A 16,727-nucleotide genomic window follows, 5' to 3' on the forward strand; every position below is an offset into this window, starting at 1 on the left:
GCTGGTGCCGGCTGCAGGAATCGAACCCGCGACATCCAGTTTACAAAACTGGCGCTCTACCAACTGAGCTAAGCCGGCCGCCGTGGCGACGGGTCGCCCTTATGCTGGCGCGGCATGAAGGACGTCAAGACAGCGGGCCCGACTGAAATGGGCGCCGGACCGCCCGACAGGGTCGAACGGCGGGCGGATCGACGGCTGGCCCCGAACCCATTGCGCCGACCGAGGTTTTTCGAGATGCTGCCGGGCTGACCATCCGGATGGAGCGCCGATGGCCGATGAAACGAACGACCTGCAGGAGGCCATTCGCGCCGTCCTGGGGTGCTCGCCGGATGTGGCGGGGGCCGTAGCGGCGCATGCGACGGCGCGGGACTACCCGGCGCGCGCGGTGATCCTGCGCTGCGGCGACCGGTGGAGCCAGGTCTGGCTGGTCATGGCGGGACGAGCCCAGGCGCTGGTCTACGGGCTGGATGGCCAGATGGTGCTGGTTCATGAGTACCGCACCGGTGACCTGTTCGGCGCTGTCGGGGCGCCCGACGCCTGGCCGGTCGAGGCCGATGTCGTCGCCGCCGACCCGACACGCGCCGCCTGCGTGCCCGCCGCTGATTTCGTGGTGCTGGTCGATCGCCATGGGTCGCTCGGACTGCTGTTGGTCCGTTCGCTGCTCGGGCAGTTGCGCGCGACGAGCGCGAGGATGGTGGATCGCACGACGCTGTCGGCTCCCGGGCGGGTTTACGCCGAGCTTCTTCGCCTCGCGCGTCGCGGCGACGGAAGCACGATCCGGCCCGCTCCCGTGCACGCCGCCCTCGCGGTCCGGGTCCAGAGCACGCGGGAAACCGTCTCGCGCGCGGTCAGCGCTCTTGAACGGCGCGGGATCGTACGCCGGGAGAACGACGCCCTCGTCATCGTCGCGACCCAGCGTCTCGAAGAGATGGTGGTCTAGGGCCCGGCCCGCGTGAGCGCGTACAGCGGGATCACCTCGCCGGACCTGGACAGTTCGCCGACGTACGGAGTCTCGCCGATCATGACGCGCGTCCAGCTGTGCAAGGCGGCGGTGAAGGACTCGCTCAGGTGGATCGCGCCGGGGGGCGTCGACGCCAGCATGTCGGGAGCGACGGCGGTGGCGGCGCCGACCAGCGCCGGCGGGCCGCCAAAGGGGTTGTCGGCCAGTCGCGCGACGCCGTAGTGGGCCGCCACCCGGGCCGGGGTTGAGCCGAAGGCGCGGACAACTAGAGCGGCCGCCGCGGCCGCTTCCGCCGGGTCGGCGAAGGCCAGATTGAGTGTCTGCCCCGCCAATACCGGAGTCGCCAGCGGGCGGGCGCAGGCGGCCAGAGCCTGGCCGATACGGTCGAGAACGCCGGGGTCCGGCGCGTCCGCGCCGCTTCCGTCCTCGCAATCGAGGGCGACCGCCAGCATGGCGGCCATCACGCCTTCCTCGGGGGCTTCCCGCAGGGGCCTTATCCGTGCCGCGGGGGCCTCTGGCCGGGGGACCTCCAGCTGTAACTGGCGGCGGCCGCTTCGCCGCCAGTGCTGGCCAATCGCCGCCGTCGCGCCCGTCGCCGCGCCCGGATCGATGAGCAGGAGCTGGACCGCCTCGCTGGCCAGCGAGGCCGCCTTCATCACGGCCTTGCCCATCGCCACCTCCGCCGCCAGACGGATGTGGAGCATGGTGGTCGTGGCGAGCCGCGCCTCAACCACCGACAGGGTGGCGGCCTCGGCGAGAACCGCATCGTAACGCGCCGGCCAGTCGCCGCCCAAAGGCACGGCGGAGTCGGCCCGGAAGACCTCCGGCGGCGCGGGCAGCACCAGGTGCAGCTCGGCCCCCCGCGCCAGGACCGCCTCCGAAATGATCAGGTCGGCCCCTCCGGCGAGGGCGCCGTAGGCGAAGCCGATGCGCTCTTCCGCCAGAGTCGCCTCGATGCGCCCGCGAAGGCCCGCGTCGTCGGCGATGGCGAGATGACCCGCAAAATGCAGGCTGCGCGGCGGCTGCATCGGGCCCAGCCAGGCGGCGTCCTCGCCGAAGGCTTCGAGGATCAGGGTGAACTGACGAAGCGTGGAGGCGTGATCTTCCCATGCTTCGGGAGCCTGTTGGAAAGCCTCGCGGAGCGCGACCTTCGCCTCGCCGGTCCGGCCCAGCAGCAGCAACGCTTCCGCGCGTGTGGCCCCCAGATAATAGGGCGTCTCGGGGCCGGTGTCGCCGACGTCCAGCCTGGCCAGCACGAGGTTCGCCCGCTCTTCGGCCGTGGTCCGGTCGCCGGCCAGCAGGGCCAGGGTGGCGGCGTTGATCAGATGATACGACGCGCCGCTCAATTCGGCCGCCCGGGCGTAGGCGTCGCCCGCCTGGCGCCACAGGCGGCCGCGATCATCCGCGGCCGCCCGCCGCGCCTCGTCCTTGAGGAGCCGGCCCAGCACGCCGAGCGTGGCCGGGTCGTCGGTCACGGCCGCGAGGCCCGCTTCCTCGAACAGCCGCCTCGCCCGGTCCAGGGCTCCGGACCGGGCGAGAGCGATGATGGTAAGGAGTGAGGCGGGAGGGGAGGTCGTCAACGCGCTCGTCTCATACGTCGGCCTCATCGATCTGACCTGGGGCGTCCCACTCCGACACCAGGGGAAATTTGCCGCCGTCGTTCGGGATGTCCGGGTCGATCTGATCGGGATCCTGGAGCCCATGCTTTCCGGAAACGACATGGAACCGGAATTCCTGGTGTTCGGCGGTGTCGCGGGCGTTCACGCCGAAGTAGAGGATCCTGCACCCCTCGCCGGTCGGGCCGAGGTGCCCCTCAAGCTTGCCGTCCGGCATGACGTGCACAAGACCGCCGTTGTCATCGCCATACGCGTGCTTGGCCGTGATTCCGGGCTGCTTGGGCTCGAATTGCCAGTCGAACAAGCCGTCGAGTTCCATGACGACCCAGCAGGGCGCGCCGACATAGGTGTTGATCGGCCGGTCAGGTCGTGAACTGGTGGCGTTCCAGTGGCGCGTCCGGACGTGGCCGGGAAGCGGAAGGCCCGCAAGCCGGGCTCGAACAAAGCTCTCAACGTCCGTCTGGCGCACGACATAGCTTCGGGGCGACGCCACCACCGTTCGATCCGTCGGGTCGAGCGTCAAGCGGGTGTAGACAATCTCCTTCGGCGTCCAGCCTGGCCGCATTCCCGCGGTCAGCCTCACGTCCCCGGACGATGCGCGAGGCTCTACAGTATCGGTCATTGCAGTTTCTCCCTCTGTATCTGTTCCAGCACGACAAGGTTGTCGGCGATCTTCCGGCGCAGCGCGGCCCACCGTTCATTGGCGGGTTCATGGGCGACCATCACGTCGACCGCCTCCAGCGCGGACTCCAGGCGCTTGCGCGCCAGGTCCGGGCGTCCGTCGCCCAGCTCCAGCGCCGCCAAGGCGCGTTGGCCGGCGACCCGCCTCTGGCGGACTTCCATATTGGCTGGGTCGCGCGCGGTCTGGCGGCGTACGATCGCCTCCTCGGCGAGTCGATGCTGGCGCGCCTTGCCGTTGTCGCCGTTGGCGCGCCAGGCGTCGGCCAGCCACGCATGCCGGTTGGCGAGATCGAGGGCCCAGGCGTCGGGTCGCGCCGTCGCCGCGACGGCCTCCTCCATCCGTGCGAGGGCGATCCGGCAGTCGGCCAGGGCGTCTTCCGGGCGAGACGGCTCCGCGAGGGCCAGACTGCACAGGTTGCCGCGGGCAAAACCGGCCTCCCGCAGATAGACGGCGTTCGCCGGCTCCCGCTCCACCAATCGCTCGGACAGATCGCGATAGGCTTCGAAAGCGGTCCGGGCCTGATCCTGGTTCCGACGCTCGAACGCGATCACGCCCACCGCCTGTTCACTCTGGGCGTGAGCCCACATCCGATCCGGGTTGTCGGGGTCGGCGGCCAGCAGGGCGGCGGTCGTGCGCCGGGCCTGCTCGAACTGACGCATCGCCGCATCCAGTTCGCCGCGCGTATGGAGATCGGCGCCGATGGCCAGCAGCACGCGGGCGCGTCGCTCGAGCGAACCGGGCGGGAGCCGGCCGATGTCCTGGCCTTCGTAATATTTCAGCGCGCGGGCATTGACGGCGTCCAGCGCGTCCAGCCGCCCGACTCCTTCCAGGGTGTCTCGCAGATCGGTGAGCATGAACTCGACCATTCCTTCGGCTTCGGCGCGCTGCCGATCCGCCTCCCGCCGTGCCCCGATGGCCATGGCGGTCAGCAAGGTCATGGCTAGCATCCCCGCCAGGGCCACGCCCGTGACGGCCGTCACGGCCCGCAACCGGCGCTGGGCGTCGCGCTGGACCAGTTCGTCCAGGCCCACGCCGACGAGACCCGCGACCAGTTTGAGAAAGCCGAGACGGGGTCCGTCTCCGGCCGGTTGAAGATCGGCGGCCAGGGGTTCGCGGGCCGCGTTCCCGAGGAGGGCGTCAGGGAAGGAGTCCGCCGGCGCGCCCGCGATCAGGGCCGCCAGCACGGGCCGGTTCGGGTGCAGCGCACGGAACAGGCCGACCTCGCGCGACACCCAGGGCGATTGCCTTGCGGCCGGCGAGCAGACCACGATCAGGCTGGCGGAGTCGGCCAGCGCCGTCCGCACCTCCTCGCTGAGGCTGTCCGCCGCGGGCAGGTCCTCGCGATCCCGGAAGATCGGGCCGAGCCGGCGTGGAACGAAGCCCCGGGGCGTCGGTCGCCCGACCAGCCGCTTCGGCAGGACGTACCGCTCCAGCCGTCGGTGAAGACGACGGCCGGCGGCCGCGTCCTGATGGCTGTAGCTGATGAAGGCCCGATATCGCGCGGGACCGCCGCCGCCCTCGTCCATCGTCCCCTCCCGGGGACACGCTGCCAGAGACCGGCGTTAGGCACAACCGAAGCGTGACGGCCGTCACGCGTGGCGGAGTCGGGGCCGGCGCAGTCTTCCGACGTGGCGGCCGGCGGGCGTAGCGCCTTGCCGACAGACCACGCGGAGAACGACCATGACCGAGGAAACAGAGTTCGACGGCCTGCTCTATCTGGGAGACAACATTCCGCCTGCACCGCCTTCCGGCGAAAGAGCCGGCCCGGACGAGGCCTGGTGGGGAACGGGTGTTCTGCACCACTTCGACCCTTCGAGGGCCGCGACCGGCGTTTTGTACGAACGGGCGCTTCTGAAGACGAAGGACCCGACCACTCCCCCCCACGTCCGCAAGAAATGCGTCAAGAAATTCAAATATCCCGGCGGCTGGACCTGCATCGGGTGGAAGATCGAGTATCAATGGTTCTACGTGATGGCGACCCTTCGCGTTACGACCAGGACCGACGTGGACATCAGGTCCGCCGTGGAGGACTGCCTGAAGCAGGGGGCGATCGCGGCGGCCATTGCGGCGATCGTGACGGGCGGCAGCGGGGCCCCGGCTGCGGCGGCCGCCGCCATCAAATCATGCTTGATGGTCAAACTGGGGGAGACCCTGCTTCACGTCTCGATCGATCTTTCCCATGAATGGGGCAAGTGGGAATAGTCAGGTCTGGCCTGACCGCCGTCAGGGGCGCCGGCCGTGCCCTGCCGTTCTCTCCCGGCCCGATGGACGTGAATTCGCATAAAGCGACCATCGGCGGGGACACGGCGAACGCCGGCGCCCTTTCGGCGCCTGAGGCGCCGAAGCCGCCTCAGGGAAGTTGACGGCGGCTGACGGCCAGGGGGCCGGTGTAGGTGTCGATCTGAAGGAGAAAATCGCGCATCGGCATTTCTGGTCCTCAAGACAGGAGAGTTCGGCGCCGCACCGAGCCGCTCGGGACCTGGATTTCGCTTAAACGCCCCCGGGGACGCTCGGACTGCGGCAGGTGTCGTGTCAGCCCGCTCAATCAAAAATATCGAAGATGTCGCGGCGCTTCTTCCTGCGGTAGCCCTCGTCGCGGCCGTAGTCGTCGTCGCGATCCCGACGGAAGTCGCGGGTAGCGTAAGCCGTCGGCGCGGGCGATGGACCGCCCTGGCCGCCTCCGTCCTCGATCAGCTTTTCCAGTTCGCCGCGATCAAGCCAGACGCCCCGACAGACCGGGCACATGTCGAACTCGACGCCGCTGCGGCTGACGGTCGTCATGGAAGCGTTGTCGTTGGGGCAGAGCAGAAGGGGCATTCATATCTCCGGAGGCGGGTGATGTGTCAGCGACGCTGGCCGAGGAAGACGAGCAGGAACTGGAACAGGTTGATGAAATCGAGATACAGGCTCAGCGCGCCGAAGCTCGTGGCGGAGGCCGTGGCGGCATTGTCGCCGCCGAGCTGGTGATAGGTCAGTTTCAGGCGCTGGGTGTCATGGGCGGTCAGGCCCGCGAAGATCAGAACGCCGACGCCGCTGATGGCCAGCATCAGTGTCGAGGACTGCAGGAACAGGTTGACCACGCCGGCGATGATGAGACCGATCACGCCCATGATCAGGAAGGTCCCGATCCCGCTCAGGTCCCGTCTGGTCGTGTATCCGTAGAGGCTGAGCGCGCCGAAGGCTGAGGCCGTGACCAGAAACGTCGAGGCCAGGCTCTCGCCCGTGTAGCGGAGCGCCGTCGCGCCGAGCGACGCGCCGATCAGCGCCACGACGGACCAGTAGAGCAGGCTCGCCATCCGGGGCGAGGCGCTGCGCACCAGGAAGGCGGAGCCGAGCAGGACAACCAGCGGCGCGAAGGCCAGCCCCATGCCTAGCGGCGTATAGCCGGTCAGGCGCCCGTCTGCGACGACGAACAGGATGTCGCGGACCGGCGCCACCGAAGCGGTCGCCCAGGCCAAACCCGCGGAAACCACGAGGCCGAGACCCATCTTGTTGTAGACGCCGAGCATGAAGGCGCGCAGTCCGGCGTCGACTGACATGTCGGGCCGGATAGCGGGACGATCGCGGAGGGTGGTTTCGAACCTGGTCATTTTGGGATGGGCCTCGGGATCCGGATGAAGGGTCTAAGGGAAAAGGCAGCCGCCGCAGGGTCAGCGGGCGCGCCGTGACCTGGCGCGGGCAGACCGCATGGCCCTCACCAGCGACGAGAACGCGGTCATCAAGCCCGGCGCCACAAGGGTGCTGTATCGCCTGAGCTGACGGCTGGGTCTGGTCGCCATTGAGCCTCTCCTCTTTCGAAAGGGTGCGCTCTTTGCCGGGCCTGGGGACTTTGGATGGACTGGACCCCGGCATCGAGCGCACCCGATGCGGACCGACATCACGATCACAGTGATCGTCAGAGGGGCCCGGGCCGCTCATTCACATTGAATGCGCCCCTCGCGCCAGACCAATGAGTTGTGCTCATTCGGGCGATAAGCATCGACAATGGATCCGGCTAGACGGCCGCCAGCTCGCCCGAGGCAATGCTGAACTTCCAGACCGACAGCGACAGATGTCCGGCCTTTTCGGCCTCCCGTATCCACGGGAACGTCCTCAGGTTCGTCCGCGACTGTCGGAGCACGGCGTCCTCGATCGCCGCCTCGAACGCCTCGCCGGAGCCCTGCTCGGGCATGGGCCACATCACCGGCTCGGCGATGTCCACCCACGGCCCCAGGAAATCGGGGGCGTTTCGCAGGGGGCCATGGATCATCGCGTGAATGCCGTCGCAGCGCGCATGCCCGAGCAGGACGAGGCGTCGGACCTTGAGGATCTTCACCGCATATTCGAGCGCCGCGCTGGTCCCGTGACATCCTCCGTCCGGCGCATACTCCGGGACCAGCCCCGCCACATTGCGGATGACGAACAACTCGCCCGGCCCGGCGTCGAAGATCGTCTGCGGATCGATCCGGGCGTCGGAGCAGGCGATCACGGCTGTGGCCGGTTGCTGGCGTCGCCGGGCGAGTTGGGCATACCGTTGCGCCTGGCCCGGCCAGACCGATGCGCGAAAACGCTGGTAGCCCGCCATCAACGGATCGTCGGTCCGGCATCATGGCGCCGCTGCGTCGGGCGGGGCGGAACGGGTGCGCCATACCGACCAGAGAATGCCAACCGCGAGGATGGCGAAGGTGATTCCGAGCGAGACGTCTGCCGGAAACTTCTCCCAGCCCATCAAATCGGAGATGAAGATCTTCGAGCCGATGAAGATGAGCAGGAGCGCAAGGGCGTATTTGAGATAGGCGAAGCGCGGCAGGATGGCCGCCAGCGCGAAATACAGCGCCCGGAGCCCCAGGATGGCGAAGATGTTCGAGGTGTAGATGATGTAAGGATCGGTCGTGATCGCGAAGATCGCCGGGACCGAATCGACCGCGAAGATCACGTCGGCCACCTCGATCAGAACCAGGGCGAGGAAGACCGGCGTCGCGAAAGTCGCGATCCGCCCCGTCTTTGGATGGGGCAACCGTACGAAGAACCGTTCGCCGTGCAGCTGTTCGGTGACCCGTAGACGCCGTTTGAGAAACCGGAGCAGCGGATTGGCGGCAAGGTCATGCGTCTTGCCGGACATGGCGATCATCTTGACCCCGGTCGCCACGAGGAACAGGGCGAAGATGTAGAGCACCCACGGGAACTCCGACACCAGGGCCGCCCCGCCGGCGATCATGACGGCCCGCAGAACGATGACGCCCAGGATGCCCCAGAACAGGACCCTGTGCTGGTAGAGCCTCGGAATGGCGAAGTAGGTGAAAATCATGGCGATGACGAAGATGTTGTCGATCGCCAGGGACTTCTCGACCACGAAGCCGGTGAGGTATTCGATCCCCGCCTGCTGGCCGAGGCTGAACCAGACCCAGCCGCCGAAGCCGAGGCCGAGGGTCAGATAGCCGAGCGACATCAGCAGGCTTTCACGCACGCCGATCTCGCGGTGCTTCCTGTGCAGGACGCCGAGGTCGAGCGCGAGAAGGACGATGACGAGCGTCAGAAAGGTCGCCCACATCCAGACCGGCTTGGTCAGGACGTCCTGGGTGAGAAATTCCATTGATTCAGAGTTCCAGTTTGGTCCGGCGATCAGACGCGGATGTCAAAGGTGTGCCGGCTGGGTCGGCGGGTGACCGTGTCGTCAGTGATCGCACCCGGGGGCTCCACGGGGCGGGTCGTCGGCGAACTCCGATGTGCAGCGACGCGGCATGTCATCTGCGAAAGCTGAACCGCCAGGCCCTGGGCGATCGGCGCCGAACTCGGGCTGATCCTCATCGCCGCCCACCCGCGCCGGAGATCAGGTCGTAGCGCGCGGGATCGAGGTCCAGCAGCCGGCAGAGACGCAGAATGACCTCACGCTCCTCGGCGTCGAAACCCCCGTCCGCTTCCGCGACCGAACACGCCGTTTCGATCAGCAGATGCGAAGGTCCCGGCTGACCACGGAGGACAGCGATCGCAGCTTCCGCCGCAGCCTCACCGTCCTCCATATCCCGGTCAAACCGCATGTTCAGGGCCTCGAAACCGACCGTCACCTCATGCAGTCCGAAGAAGCGGATGCTCGGCGACTGACTCATCCGGTCGATCATCCGCCTGCGTTCCTGGGCGGTGACCCAGCCGTCGGCCTGGGCGACCAGAGCGCAGGCCGCGACGACCGCGTCCATCTGGGCGACGTCGCCCAGGGTCCAGACATCATGCGGATCGACCGGAAGTCGTCTTCGCTGGATTTTGCTTGTTCTGGGCATCGAGTCTCGCTTCGCATCGCCGGCCAGGCAGCGATGACGTGTGGGTGTGATTGAACGATCGGGTCGGCGTGCAGGGGGAAGCCGCCGACCCTTCCGGCGCTAGTGCGACGCCGACGACGTCTGGCGACCGTCAAAGCCCGCGAGCCGGTCCTTGATGACCAGCTTCTTCTTCTTGATCCCAGCGACGGTGCGGTCGTCCGGGCGCGGGCGCGCCCGCTCATCCTTCAGCGCCATCTCCAGCAGGGTGTGCAATCCCCGCAACCGGCGCGCCAACACGATAGACATGGAGCCACTCCTTCCCGGAAGGGGAGCGCTCGACGCAGAGACCGTCCGTTCGAAGGGGACAACAATCCGGACCCGTCATCGAGCGCACCCGATGCGGTCCGACATCACGATCACAGTGATCGTCAGAGGGGCCCGGGCCGCTGAGTCAGAATGCCTTTGACGCCTGTCGGCCGCCAATCAGATGTGTTGATACGCGCCATAAGCGAGCGTCATGCCGGCATGGGACCGCGTTCCAGCGCTCGCAAGACCTCTTGCGCAAGCAGGCCGGCTGGCCCGCCGGCGCCCCGGGCGGAAACCAGGGCGATCTCGCTGTCGGCAAGGGTGGGGAGGGGCGCGCCCAGCACGGCGAGGTCACGGGGCGCCATGGCGGCGGGAAGAACGCCGACGCCGAGGCCTGCGCGCAGGGCCGCCATCTGCCCGGCGAGGCTCGGCGAGGTGAAGGCCGCGCGAAAGGGGACGCCTGCGTCCGCGAGCGCGCCCAGGGCGCGTTTCCGATAGATGTCCGGCGCCGGCGCGATGATCAGCGGCAGCGACCCCCCCTCGATGATCGAGGCGTCGAGCGCCACCCAGACCAGGGGCTCACTCCAGACCCGAACGCCCAGTTCGGGCCCGACCGGTTCGCGCTTGATCAGCGCCAGATCCAGCATGCCCCGCGACATCTGGTCCAGCAGGTTGGCGGTGTAGTCGCAGGTCACCGACAGCTTGATGCGGGGATGGCTGCGCGCGAACGCTCCCAGGATTCCGGGGAGATGCATGGTCGCGATGTCCTCCGGAGCGCCGAACCGAACCTCGCCCTCCAGATCCCCGTCTCCCAGAGTCGATACGATCTCGTCGTTCAGCCGCAACAGCCTGCGCGCCTGCGGCAGCAGCGCGGCGCCCTCCGTCGTCAGACCGACGCCCTTGCCCCCGCGATCGAACAGCGGGGATCGCAACTGATCCTCGAGCCGGCGGATCTGCAGGCTGACGGCCGGCTGGGTCCGACCCAGCAAGGCCGCCGTGCGCGTGAAGCTGCCGGTCTCGACGACCGTCACGAAGGCGCGCAACAGGTCGATGTCCAGGTTGACCAGTCGATCAGCCATGTCATTAGCGTCCGTTATAACCTGCATTAGATCAATAAACTGGATCGCCGCCCTGGTCGAGGTCACTCCGACCCACCTCCAGCGAGACCGGTTGACGCATGCCTGACTTCTCCACCAGCCTGACGCTTCTGACGTCGCCGGCCATCCTGTTCTTCTTTGTCGGCGCGGCGGCCGCGTTCGCGCGCTCGGACCTCGCCATTCCCGAGCCGGTCGCCAAGGCCCTCTCACTCTACCTGATGCTTTGCATCGGCTTCAAAGGCGGGGTGGAGGCTCGCGCGGCCGGGCTCAACGGGGATTTCCTGGCGGCGGGGGCCATCGGGATCGCCCTCAGCGCCCTCATGCCGCTCGTCGCATTCTTGATCCTGAAGCGCATCCCGAGACTCGATCGCCCCACCCTGTGCGCGCTGGCGGCGACCTACGGGTCCGTTTCGGTGGTGACCTTCGCCGCCGGTCAGCAGCATCTTGAGGCCGTCGGTCTTCCCTCCGGCGGCTACATGGCGGCCGTGCTCGCCCTGATGGAGACCCCGGCCATCCTGACGGCCCTTGTCCTGCTGAACGGCGCGTGTCGTGGCGAGCCGGGGCGGCGAAGGACGATCCTGCGGGAGGTGTTCGTCGGCGCGGCCTCCGTGATGCTGCTCGGCAGCTTCCTGGTCGGGCTGATCTCCGGCGAGGCCGGCATGGCCCGGCTGGATCTGTTTGTCGGGCCGCTGTTCCAGGGCGCCCTGTGCTTCTTCCTCCTCGACATCGGCCTGGTCGCCGCCCGCCGGCTGATGGAAGGCGGACGAAAGCTGACGCCGGGCGTTATCGGTTTCGCCCTCGGCTTTCCGTTGCTCTCGGCGGGCGTGGCGCTGGGTCTGGCGCGTCTCGCCGGACTGGAGGCGGGCAATGCCGCTCTCCTGACCATTCTCGCAGGTTCGGCCTCCTACATCGCCGTTCCCGCCGCCATGCGGCTGGCCGCTCCCAAAGCGGACGCCGGTGTATTTGTGACGGCGTCCCTGGCGATAACTTTCCCTTTCAATCTCACCCTTGGCATCGCCCTCTACACCGCCTCCGCAGTCTGGCTGTGGCGATAGCTCCGGTGATTTGTCGTGTTTTTGGCGATGCGCAAATGACGGGTTCTGGCGCAAAGCTGATCATGAGGGCCCCCAGGGGCGAGCGCCGTCCTTCTTCTGGACCAGCTTGATCTTGCTCCACGCCTCCTGGTGTTCGCGCCACCGCTTCATGTTGAACCCGGGCGTCCTGCGGATCTTGTCATCGGGAAGCACGGCGCCGATCATGTCGCCCATGCGCTGCTCGCGTTCCATATCCTCTTCGTAGAAGTGGCTGTACCGAACGTCTGGATGACCGCCAGCAGCATGAGCTCGACGAAGCCCAGGCGGCGTGGCTTGAGTATCGTGACCGGCATTCGAGCTTTGTCGCCGGCGAGTATGAGGGCGGCTCTATTCTCCCTCTAATCCAAGCTTTGGGATCGACGATCCTCACCAATGAGAGAACCGCCAGTTGGCGGCAATCAACGCCGACAGGCAAAGCCGGTGCGGATAAAAAAGCGGTGCAACATCGAGTGATACACTGACGCACCGGGGGCCACCGAGGGCCTGATTTCATTGCATTTGAGGAAAGTGGCGGAGAGGGTGGGATTCGAACCCACGGTGCCCGCAAAGGCACGCCGCATTTCGAGTGCGGTACATTCGACCACTCTGCCACCTCTCCGCGGGGCCGTAGGACGCTTGGTCGAGCGAGCGGCTTCTCTAATGGGGACCGGGCCGCGCCGCAAGCGGCCGGTTGAGAAATCGCGTCAGCGCTGCGCGGGCAGCGGCAGACCCAGGGCCTCGCCGGTCGACAGGTCGCCGTCGATGACCCGGAACAGTTCGGCCGGACGGCCGCCCGTGGCGGCGGACAGGCGGCCCGTGGGCTGGACCAGGCCGGTGCGTTCGACGCCGCGGCGGAAATTCTGCTTGTGCAGCGACAGGCCGGATACGGCCTCGGCCGCGGTCTGCAGCTCGGACAGGGTGAAGGTCGCGGGCATCAGGTCGAAGAGGACGGGCCGGTACTTCAGCTTGCTGCGCAGGCGGCCGAGGCCGGTGGCGACGATGCGGCGGTGGTCGGAGGCCATGGCGCGGCCGGGGGCGGCGGCGGGAACGGGGCGGTCCTGGTCGCGGGCGGCCTCGGCGACCAGGCCGGCTTCGTAGAGCAGTTCGTAGCGGTCGAGGACGCGGCCCTCGTTCCAGCGCTGGGCGGGGGTGGTGGCGAAAAGGGTCTCGACGCGGGCCTGACGGCGGGGATCGGCCTCGGCCCAGGCGGTCAGTTCGGCGATCAGGAGGCCGACGCAGGCGGGAGCGCCGTCGCGGCGGTCTTCCCACGGGAAAATTTCGAGCACGGGGGTCCAGCGAGCCTCGGCCTGGGGAGCGTCGGCGGCGTCAGCGGTGAGGGCGAGATAGCCGACCGAGACCTCGCGATGCTGTTCCGGGCCGGGGGTGGCGCGGGGACTGGCCCGGCCGAGGTCGCCGAAGGTGTAGAGCTGTTCGACGAAGCCGAGGCGGAAGCCGGTCTGGGCGGTGACGAAGTCGCGCAGGGCCCGCTCGAAGGTGCGGTCGCGGGCGGGGTCGAAGGGGCCGAAGGGCAGGGCGGCGGCGCCATCCTCGCCCGTGGTGGTCAGGACGCAGGCCTGGCGGTCGCGGAGCGCGATGACGACGGCCGAGAGGCCGATGCGGACGCCCTGCTCGCCCGGACCCGCCATGGCTATTCCGTGTGCCAGGCGTCGGGGGCGGGGACGATGCCGGTCGCCTCGGCGAGGACGCGGTAGCGTTCGAGATAGCGCTGCTGGGCCACGGGGGCGGGCAGGGGGTCGATGACCAGGTCGTAGCCGGGAGGCGGGGCGCCGAAGAGGGACAGGCCCTCCTTCCTGCTGAAGCCGGCCAGCTGGGTGGCTTCGAAATAGGCGCAGGCGACGTCAGCCTTCTTGATCAGGGTCTTGATCTCGACCGGGTTCTTCGGCGGCAGGCCGAAGCGGAGGTGGATGGCCCCTTCCAGCCGGGCCTCGAAGGCCTTGTAGTTGACGCCCAGCGCCGCCTTGAAGGGCGAGATCATGTCGCCGATGACGTATTCGGAGGCGTCGTGGAGCAGGGCGGCGAGGCGCCATTTCGGCGCGAGCCCGGGTTTGATGTGGACGGCGATCTCCTCGACGACGCAGGAGTGCTGGGCGACGGAGAAGGCGTGTTCGCCGACCGTCTGGCCGTTCCAGCGGGCGACGCGGGCGAGGCCGTGGGCGATGTCCTCGATCTCGATGTCGAAGGGCGAGGGGTCCAGAAGGTCGAGGCGGCGACCCGACAGCATGCGCTGCCAGGCGCGCGGCGGTTTCGCGGAAGGGCGGGGCTTGGCGGCCAAGATCTCATCCTGCTGTCGTGGGCAGGGTTGGTGACGCATCGCGGCGATGCGATCAAGACCGTAGGGGTTTATTCGCCGACGTTGAGGGTGACGAGGTCCCTGGCGTCCTCGAAGGCGCGGTTGCGGTTGGTGTCCTTGGAGCGGACGGTGGCGACGACCAGCGGGCCGCCGACGGGGCCGCGGGCTTCATAGCCGACCAGACCCCAGCCCGATTCCTGGTCGCGGTTGTCGGTCAGGATCCAGCTGGCGCGGGTAGCCTCGCCGCCGGCGCTGGTGCGGATCTCGGCGGCGTTGTTGAGGGCGTTGACGCTGACGCTGTCGCCGCGCCCGCCGCTGGCCGAAGAAGCGCTGGTGACGCGGGTCGAGCCGTCGCTGTCGTTGGCGTTGATATGGAGCCCGCCGATGCGGACGCTGGCCTGATCGCCCTTGGTTTCAATGTGCATGCCCGGCAGGCGAACGACGGCGTCGTCGCCATTGGCCTCGATCCTGACGCCGGGGGCGCGGACGCTGGCCCGGTCGGCGGAGGCGGCGGCGCGATCGGCCCGGGCGGCGGCCTGGTCGGCCGATCCCGCGGCGGCGTCAGCGGCGACGGCGGCCGTATCGGCGGCGGCCCGGGCGGCGTCGGCGGCGCCCCGGGCCTTTTCAGCCTCGGCCGAAGCCCGCAGTTCGGCGACGGCGGCGGGGAGAGAGCCGGACAGGCGATCCTCGAAGCTCTTCAGCGCCTCGGCCGGGGTCGCGCCGTCCAGGGCGACCAGATGGAGGCTGACCTCGGCCCCCTTGGGCCCGACGTAGGTGCAGACCTTGCCGCCGTTCTGGGCCGAGCCCTTGCGGGTCAGGGAGCCCATGGTCCGGGGGCATTGCAGGGCCTCGACAACCTTGAGCACGCCCTTGGCGTCATTGTTCTCGGTGCGGGTCGAGGAGATGCGCACGGAGTTGTCGCCGTCGCAGGCCGAGGTCAGCGCCAGGACGCAGAGGGCGGGAAAGAGAAAGGGACGAAGAAGCATCGTCGGGTATCCTGTACGTGATCTCATCCTGCGCGCGCGGGGCCGATAATCCAGTGAAATCGCGGTAAGGCGGGTGTTCAAACCGGCCCCCTGATGTGTTCAGCCGCCGGGCCGCGCGCCTTCGCGGCGGCCGAGGAAGGCGAGGCGTTCGAACAGGTGGACGTCCTGTTCGTTCTTCAGCAGGGCGCCGTGGAGGGGCGGGATCAGCCTGTTGGGCGACTTTTCGCGCAGGGTGGCGGGGTCGATGTCGTCGACCAGCAGCAGCTTGAGCCAGTCGAGCAGTTCCGACGTCGACGGCTTCTTCTTCAGGCCCGGGGTGTCGCGGATTTCGTAGAAGGTCTTCAGCGCTTCCGAGACGAGGCGCGGCTTGATGCCGGGGAAGTGGACCTCGACGATGGCCTTCATCGTCTCGTCGTCCGGGAAGCGGATGTAGTGGAAGAAGCAGCGGCGCAGGAAGGCGTCGGGCAGCTCCTTCTCGTTGTTGGAGGTGATGATGACGATGGGGCGGACCTCGGCGCGGATCGTCTCGTCCGTCTCCTGGACGTAGAACTCCATGCGGTCGAGTTCCTGCAGCAGGTCGTTGGGGAATTCGATGTCGGCCTTGTCGATCTCGTCGATCAGCAGGACGGGGCGGTTCGGGGCGGTGAAGGCCTCCCACAGCTTGCCGGGCTTCAGGTAGTTGCGCACGTCGTGGACGCGGGCCTCGCCCAGCTGACTGTCGCGGAGGCGGCTGACGGCGTCGTATTCGTACAGGCCGTTGTGGGCCTTGGTCGTCGACTTGATGTGCCAGGTGATGAGGGGCGCGTTCATGGCCCGCGCGATCTCATAGGCGAGAACCGTCTTGCCGGTGCCGGGCTCGCCCTTGATCAGCAGCGGGCGTTCGAGGGCTACGGCGGCGTTGACCGCGATCCTGAGGTCGTCGGTGGCGATATAGTTGGACGTGCCTTCGAAGCGATCGGTCGAGCGGGGCATGGCGGTTCCGGCTGGGGTTTGTTCCGGGTTAGCGAAGGCGGGGCGGGTTAACAACGATCATGTTGTTCGGCATCGCCTTCGGCATCCGAGCGCCGTTCCATGGCCTCGAGCTGGAACAGCGGCTGTGAGAGGACGAAATCCTCGATGTCCGCCGGCAAGCCGGCGCGGATGAGGCGCAGATACATCTCCTCGCGGTTCGAGAGGGGTTGGTATTCGCCGGAGGGAAGGCCCTTGAGGCGAATGAGCTGAAGCGCCCGGATAAGGTCGCGGTCAGTCACCCGGGGTGATTTGCTGCGGCGGGTCATGGGGAGTCCTTTCGATCAGGCAGGGGAGAACAGCAGACGTGCGTCATCGCTCTTCGGCGTTTCCGCGGAAGAGGTCGGGGAGGGCGCGGGGCGACCGGGCTCGCCCGGTGCGTTTGAGTAGTTACCGTTTCGACGAGACAGCCGCCCCGCGTCGTCGTTTTCCACGCGCCCGCCGGCCGCCGGCC

General features: G+C 68.1%; 20 protein-coding genes and 2 tRNA genes. 4 read left to right on the forward strand and 18 right to left on the reverse strand.

Annotated features, from left to right (window positions below; translation table 11 throughout):
- Positions 1-2 precede the first annotated feature (2 nt).
- Positions 3-78, reverse strand: a tRNA-Thr gene (locus WC555_RS08480).
- A gap of 190 nt (positions 79-268) precedes the next feature.
- Between WC555_RS08480 and WC555_RS08485 the strand changes: the two genes are divergently transcribed.
- Positions 269-940, forward strand: a complete 672-nt coding sequence (locus tag WC555_RS08485) for a Crp/Fnr family transcriptional regulator (protein ID WP_373252852.1) — start codon at positions 269-271, stop codon at positions 938-940.
- Here WC555_RS08485 and WC555_RS08490 read toward each other — a convergent pair.
- Genes WC555_RS08490 through WC555_RS08500 form a run of 3 tightly spaced genes read right to left on the reverse strand, consistent with a single transcriptional unit; the run spans position 937 to position 4,785 of the window.
- Positions 937-2,541 carry a tetratricopeptide repeat-containing protein gene (locus WC555_RS08490; protein ID WP_373252854.1) on the reverse strand — a complete coding sequence of 535 codons (1,605 nt, stop codon included), beginning with the start codon at positions 2,539-2,541 and terminating at the stop codon, positions 937-939. The genes WC555_RS08485 and WC555_RS08490 overlap by 4 nt on opposite strands.
- Positions 2,542-2,551: 10 nt before the next feature.
- Positions 2,552-3,199: a nucleotide synthetase gene (locus WC555_RS08495; RefSeq protein ID WP_373252856.1), complete on the reverse strand. Its 648-nt coding sequence runs from the start codon at positions 3,197-3,199 to the stop codon at positions 2,552-2,554.
- Complete coding sequence (locus WC555_RS08500; RefSeq protein WP_373252858.1) at positions 3,196-4,785, reverse strand: TIR domain-containing protein; 1,590 nt, start codon at positions 4,783-4,785, stop codon at positions 3,196-3,198. Before WC555_RS08500 ends, WC555_RS08495 begins: the two co-directional genes overlap by 4 nt.
- Before the next feature lie 154 nt (positions 4,786-4,939).
- Between WC555_RS08500 and WC555_RS08505 the strand changes: the two genes are divergently transcribed.
- Positions 4,940-5,461, forward strand: coding sequence for a hypothetical protein (locus WC555_RS08505; protein ID WP_373252860.1), 522 nt, complete (start codon positions 4,940-4,942; stop codon positions 5,459-5,461).
- 339 nt (positions 5,462-5,800) lie between these two features.
- On the opposite strand, the gene WC555_RS08510 is transcribed toward WC555_RS08505, so the two are convergent.
- The 7 genes from WC555_RS08510 to WC555_RS08540 form a co-directional block, all read right to left on the reverse strand.
- Positions 5,801-6,076: a zf-TFIIB domain-containing protein gene (locus tag WC555_RS08510; protein ID WP_373252862.1), complete on the reverse strand. Its 276-nt coding sequence runs from the start codon at positions 6,074-6,076 to the stop codon at positions 5,801-5,803.
- 26 nt (positions 6,077-6,102) lie between these two features.
- The gene (locus WC555_RS08515; protein WP_373252864.1) at positions 6,103-6,849 is read right to left on the reverse strand and encodes a Bax inhibitor-1/YccA family protein; all 747 of its coding nucleotides are present in this window, start codon (positions 6,847-6,849) and stop codon (positions 6,103-6,105) included.
- Between the two features lie 404 nt (positions 6,850-7,253).
- The gene (locus WC555_RS08520) at positions 7,254-7,823 is read right to left on the reverse strand and encodes a carbonic anhydrase (protein WP_373252865.1); all 570 of its coding nucleotides are present in this window, start codon (positions 7,821-7,823) and stop codon (positions 7,254-7,256) included.
- Positions 7,824-7,844: 21 nt separating this feature from the next.
- Complete coding sequence (locus WC555_RS08525) at positions 7,845-8,831, reverse strand: TerC family protein (protein WP_373252866.1); 987 nt, start codon at positions 8,829-8,831, stop codon at positions 7,845-7,847.
- A gap of 211 nt (positions 8,832-9,042) precedes the next feature.
- Positions 9,043-9,513, reverse strand: a complete 471-nt coding sequence (locus WC555_RS08530; RefSeq protein WP_373252868.1) for a TerB family tellurite resistance protein — start codon at positions 9,511-9,513, stop codon at positions 9,043-9,045.
- 99 nt (positions 9,514-9,612) lie between these two features.
- A complete protein-coding gene (locus WC555_RS08535) occupies positions 9,613-9,798 on the reverse strand; it encodes a DUF465 domain-containing protein (RefSeq protein WP_373252870.1) in 186 nt (61 codons plus the stop codon).
- Positions 9,799-10,007: 209 nt separating this feature from the next.
- Entirely contained in the window at positions 10,008-10,877 is an 870-nt protein-coding gene (locus tag WC555_RS08540) for a LysR substrate-binding domain-containing protein (protein ID WP_373252872.1), read from the reverse strand.
- Positions 10,878-10,975: 98 nt separating this feature from the next.
- Between WC555_RS08540 and WC555_RS08545 the strand changes: the two genes are divergently transcribed.
- Complete coding sequence (locus WC555_RS08545; RefSeq protein ID WP_373252873.1) at positions 10,976-11,950, forward strand: sodium-dependent bicarbonate transport family permease; 975 nt, start codon at positions 10,976-10,978, stop codon at positions 11,948-11,950.
- Positions 11,951-12,010: 60 nt separating this feature from the next.
- Here the strand turns inward: WC555_RS08545 and WC555_RS08550 are convergent, their stop codons facing one another.
- A complete protein-coding gene (locus WC555_RS08550; protein ID WP_373252874.1) occupies positions 12,011-12,181 on the reverse strand; it encodes a hypothetical protein in 171 nt (56 codons plus the stop codon).
- A 32-nt stretch (positions 12,182-12,213) separates the two neighbouring features.
- Here WC555_RS08550 and WC555_RS08555 point away from each other — a divergent pair, with 32 nt between their 5' ends.
- Complete coding sequence (locus WC555_RS08555; protein ID WP_373252886.1) at positions 12,214-12,450, forward strand: lysozyme inhibitor LprI family protein; 237 nt, start codon at positions 12,214-12,216, stop codon at positions 12,448-12,450.
- 47 nt (positions 12,451-12,497) lie between these two features.
- On the opposite strand, the gene WC555_RS08560 is transcribed toward WC555_RS08555, so the two are convergent.
- From WC555_RS08560 to WC555_RS08585, 6 genes are all read right to left on the reverse strand, one after another.
- Positions 12,498-12,587 (reverse strand) — tRNA-Ser (locus WC555_RS08560).
- A gap of 85 nt (positions 12,588-12,672) precedes the next feature.
- Complete coding sequence (locus WC555_RS08565) at positions 12,673-13,614, reverse strand: NAD regulator (RefSeq protein WP_373252876.1); 942 nt, start codon at positions 13,612-13,614, stop codon at positions 12,673-12,675.
- A gap of 2 nt (positions 13,615-13,616) precedes the next feature.
- Complete coding sequence (locus WC555_RS08570) at positions 13,617-14,210, reverse strand: YfbR-like 5'-deoxynucleotidase (protein ID WP_373252887.1); 594 nt, start codon at positions 14,208-14,210, stop codon at positions 13,617-13,619.
- Between the two features lie 119 nt (positions 14,211-14,329).
- Entirely contained in the window at positions 14,330-15,265 is a 936-nt protein-coding gene (locus WC555_RS08575) for a methyltransferase type 11 (RefSeq protein WP_373252877.1), read from the reverse strand.
- 99 nt (positions 15,266-15,364) lie between these two features.
- Positions 15,365-16,237 carry an AAA family ATPase gene (locus tag WC555_RS08580; RefSeq protein WP_373252879.1) on the reverse strand — a complete coding sequence of 291 codons (873 nt, stop codon included), beginning with the start codon at positions 16,235-16,237 and terminating at the stop codon, positions 15,365-15,367.
- Positions 16,238-16,284: 47 nt separating this feature from the next.
- Entirely contained in the window at positions 16,285-16,542 is a 258-nt protein-coding gene (locus tag WC555_RS08585; RefSeq protein ID WP_373252880.1) for a hypothetical protein, read from the reverse strand.
- Positions 16,543-16,727 lie beyond the last annotated feature (185 nt).

The organism is Brevundimonas sp., from assembly GCF_041648615.1.
In the GTDB taxonomy this organism is placed as follows: Bacteria; Pseudomonadota; Alphaproteobacteria; order Caulobacterales; family Caulobacteraceae; genus Brevundimonas.

Coding starts and splice junctions, on each gene's coding strand:
- WC555_RS08540 (WP_373252872.1), bottom strand. CDS start 10,877: ATGGCTGATCGACTGGTCAACCTGGACATCGACCTGTTGCGCGCCTTC.
- WC555_RS08550 (WP_373252874.1), bottom strand. CDS start 12,181: ATGGAACGCGAGCAGCGCATGGGCGACATGATCGGCGCCGTGCTTCCC.
- WC555_RS08585 (WP_373252880.1), bottom strand. CDS start 16,542: ATGACCCGCCGCAGCAAATCACCCCGGGTGACTGACCGCGACCTTATC.
- WC555_RS08530 (WP_373252868.1), bottom strand. CDS start 9,513: ATGCCCAGAACAAGCAAAATCCAGCGAAGACGACTTCCGGTCGATCCG.
- WC555_RS08510 (WP_373252862.1), bottom strand. CDS start 6,076: ATGCCCCTTCTGCTCTGCCCCAACGACAACGCTTCCATGACGACCGTC.
- WC555_RS08505 (WP_373252860.1), top strand. CDS start 4,940: ATGACCGAGGAAACAGAGTTCGACGGCCTGCTCTATCTGGGAGACAAC.
- WC555_RS08575 (WP_373252877.1), bottom strand. CDS start 15,265: ATGCTTCTTCGTCCCTTTCTCTTTCCCGCCCTCTGCGTCCTGGCGCTG.
- WC555_RS08520 (WP_373252865.1), bottom strand. CDS start 7,823: ATGGCGGGCTACCAGCGTTTTCGCGCATCGGTCTGGCCGGGCCAGGCG.
- WC555_RS08495 (WP_373252856.1), bottom strand. CDS start 3,199: ATGACCGATACTGTAGAGCCTCGCGCATCGTCCGGGGACGTGAGGCTG.
- WC555_RS08500 (WP_373252858.1), bottom strand. CDS start 4,785: ATGGACGAGGGCGGCGGCGGTCCCGCGCGATATCGGGCCTTCATCAGC.
- WC555_RS08485 (WP_373252852.1), top strand. CDS start 269: ATGGCCGATGAAACGAACGACCTGCAGGAGGCCATTCGCGCCGTCCTG.
- WC555_RS08515 (WP_373252864.1), bottom strand. CDS start 6,849: ATGACCAGGTTCGAAACCACCCTCCGCGATCGTCCCGCTATCCGGCCC.
- WC555_RS08535 (WP_373252870.1), bottom strand. CDS start 9,798: ATGTCTATCGTGTTGGCGCGCCGGTTGCGGGGATTGCACACCCTGCTG.
- WC555_RS08525 (WP_373252866.1), bottom strand. CDS start 8,831: ATGGAATTTCTCACCCAGGACGTCCTGACCAAGCCGGTCTGGATGTGG.
- WC555_RS08545 (WP_373252873.1), top strand. CDS start 10,976: ATGCCTGACTTCTCCACCAGCCTGACGCTTCTGACGTCGCCGGCCATC.
- WC555_RS08580 (WP_373252879.1), bottom strand. CDS start 16,237: ATGCCCCGCTCGACCGATCGCTTCGAAGGCACGTCCAACTATATCGCC.
- WC555_RS08565 (WP_373252876.1), bottom strand. CDS start 13,614: ATGGCGGGTCCGGGCGAGCAGGGCGTCCGCATCGGCCTCTCGGCCGTC.
- WC555_RS08570 (WP_373252887.1), bottom strand. CDS start 14,210: ATGCTGTCGGGTCGCCGCCTCGACCTTCTGGACCCCTCGCCCTTCGAC.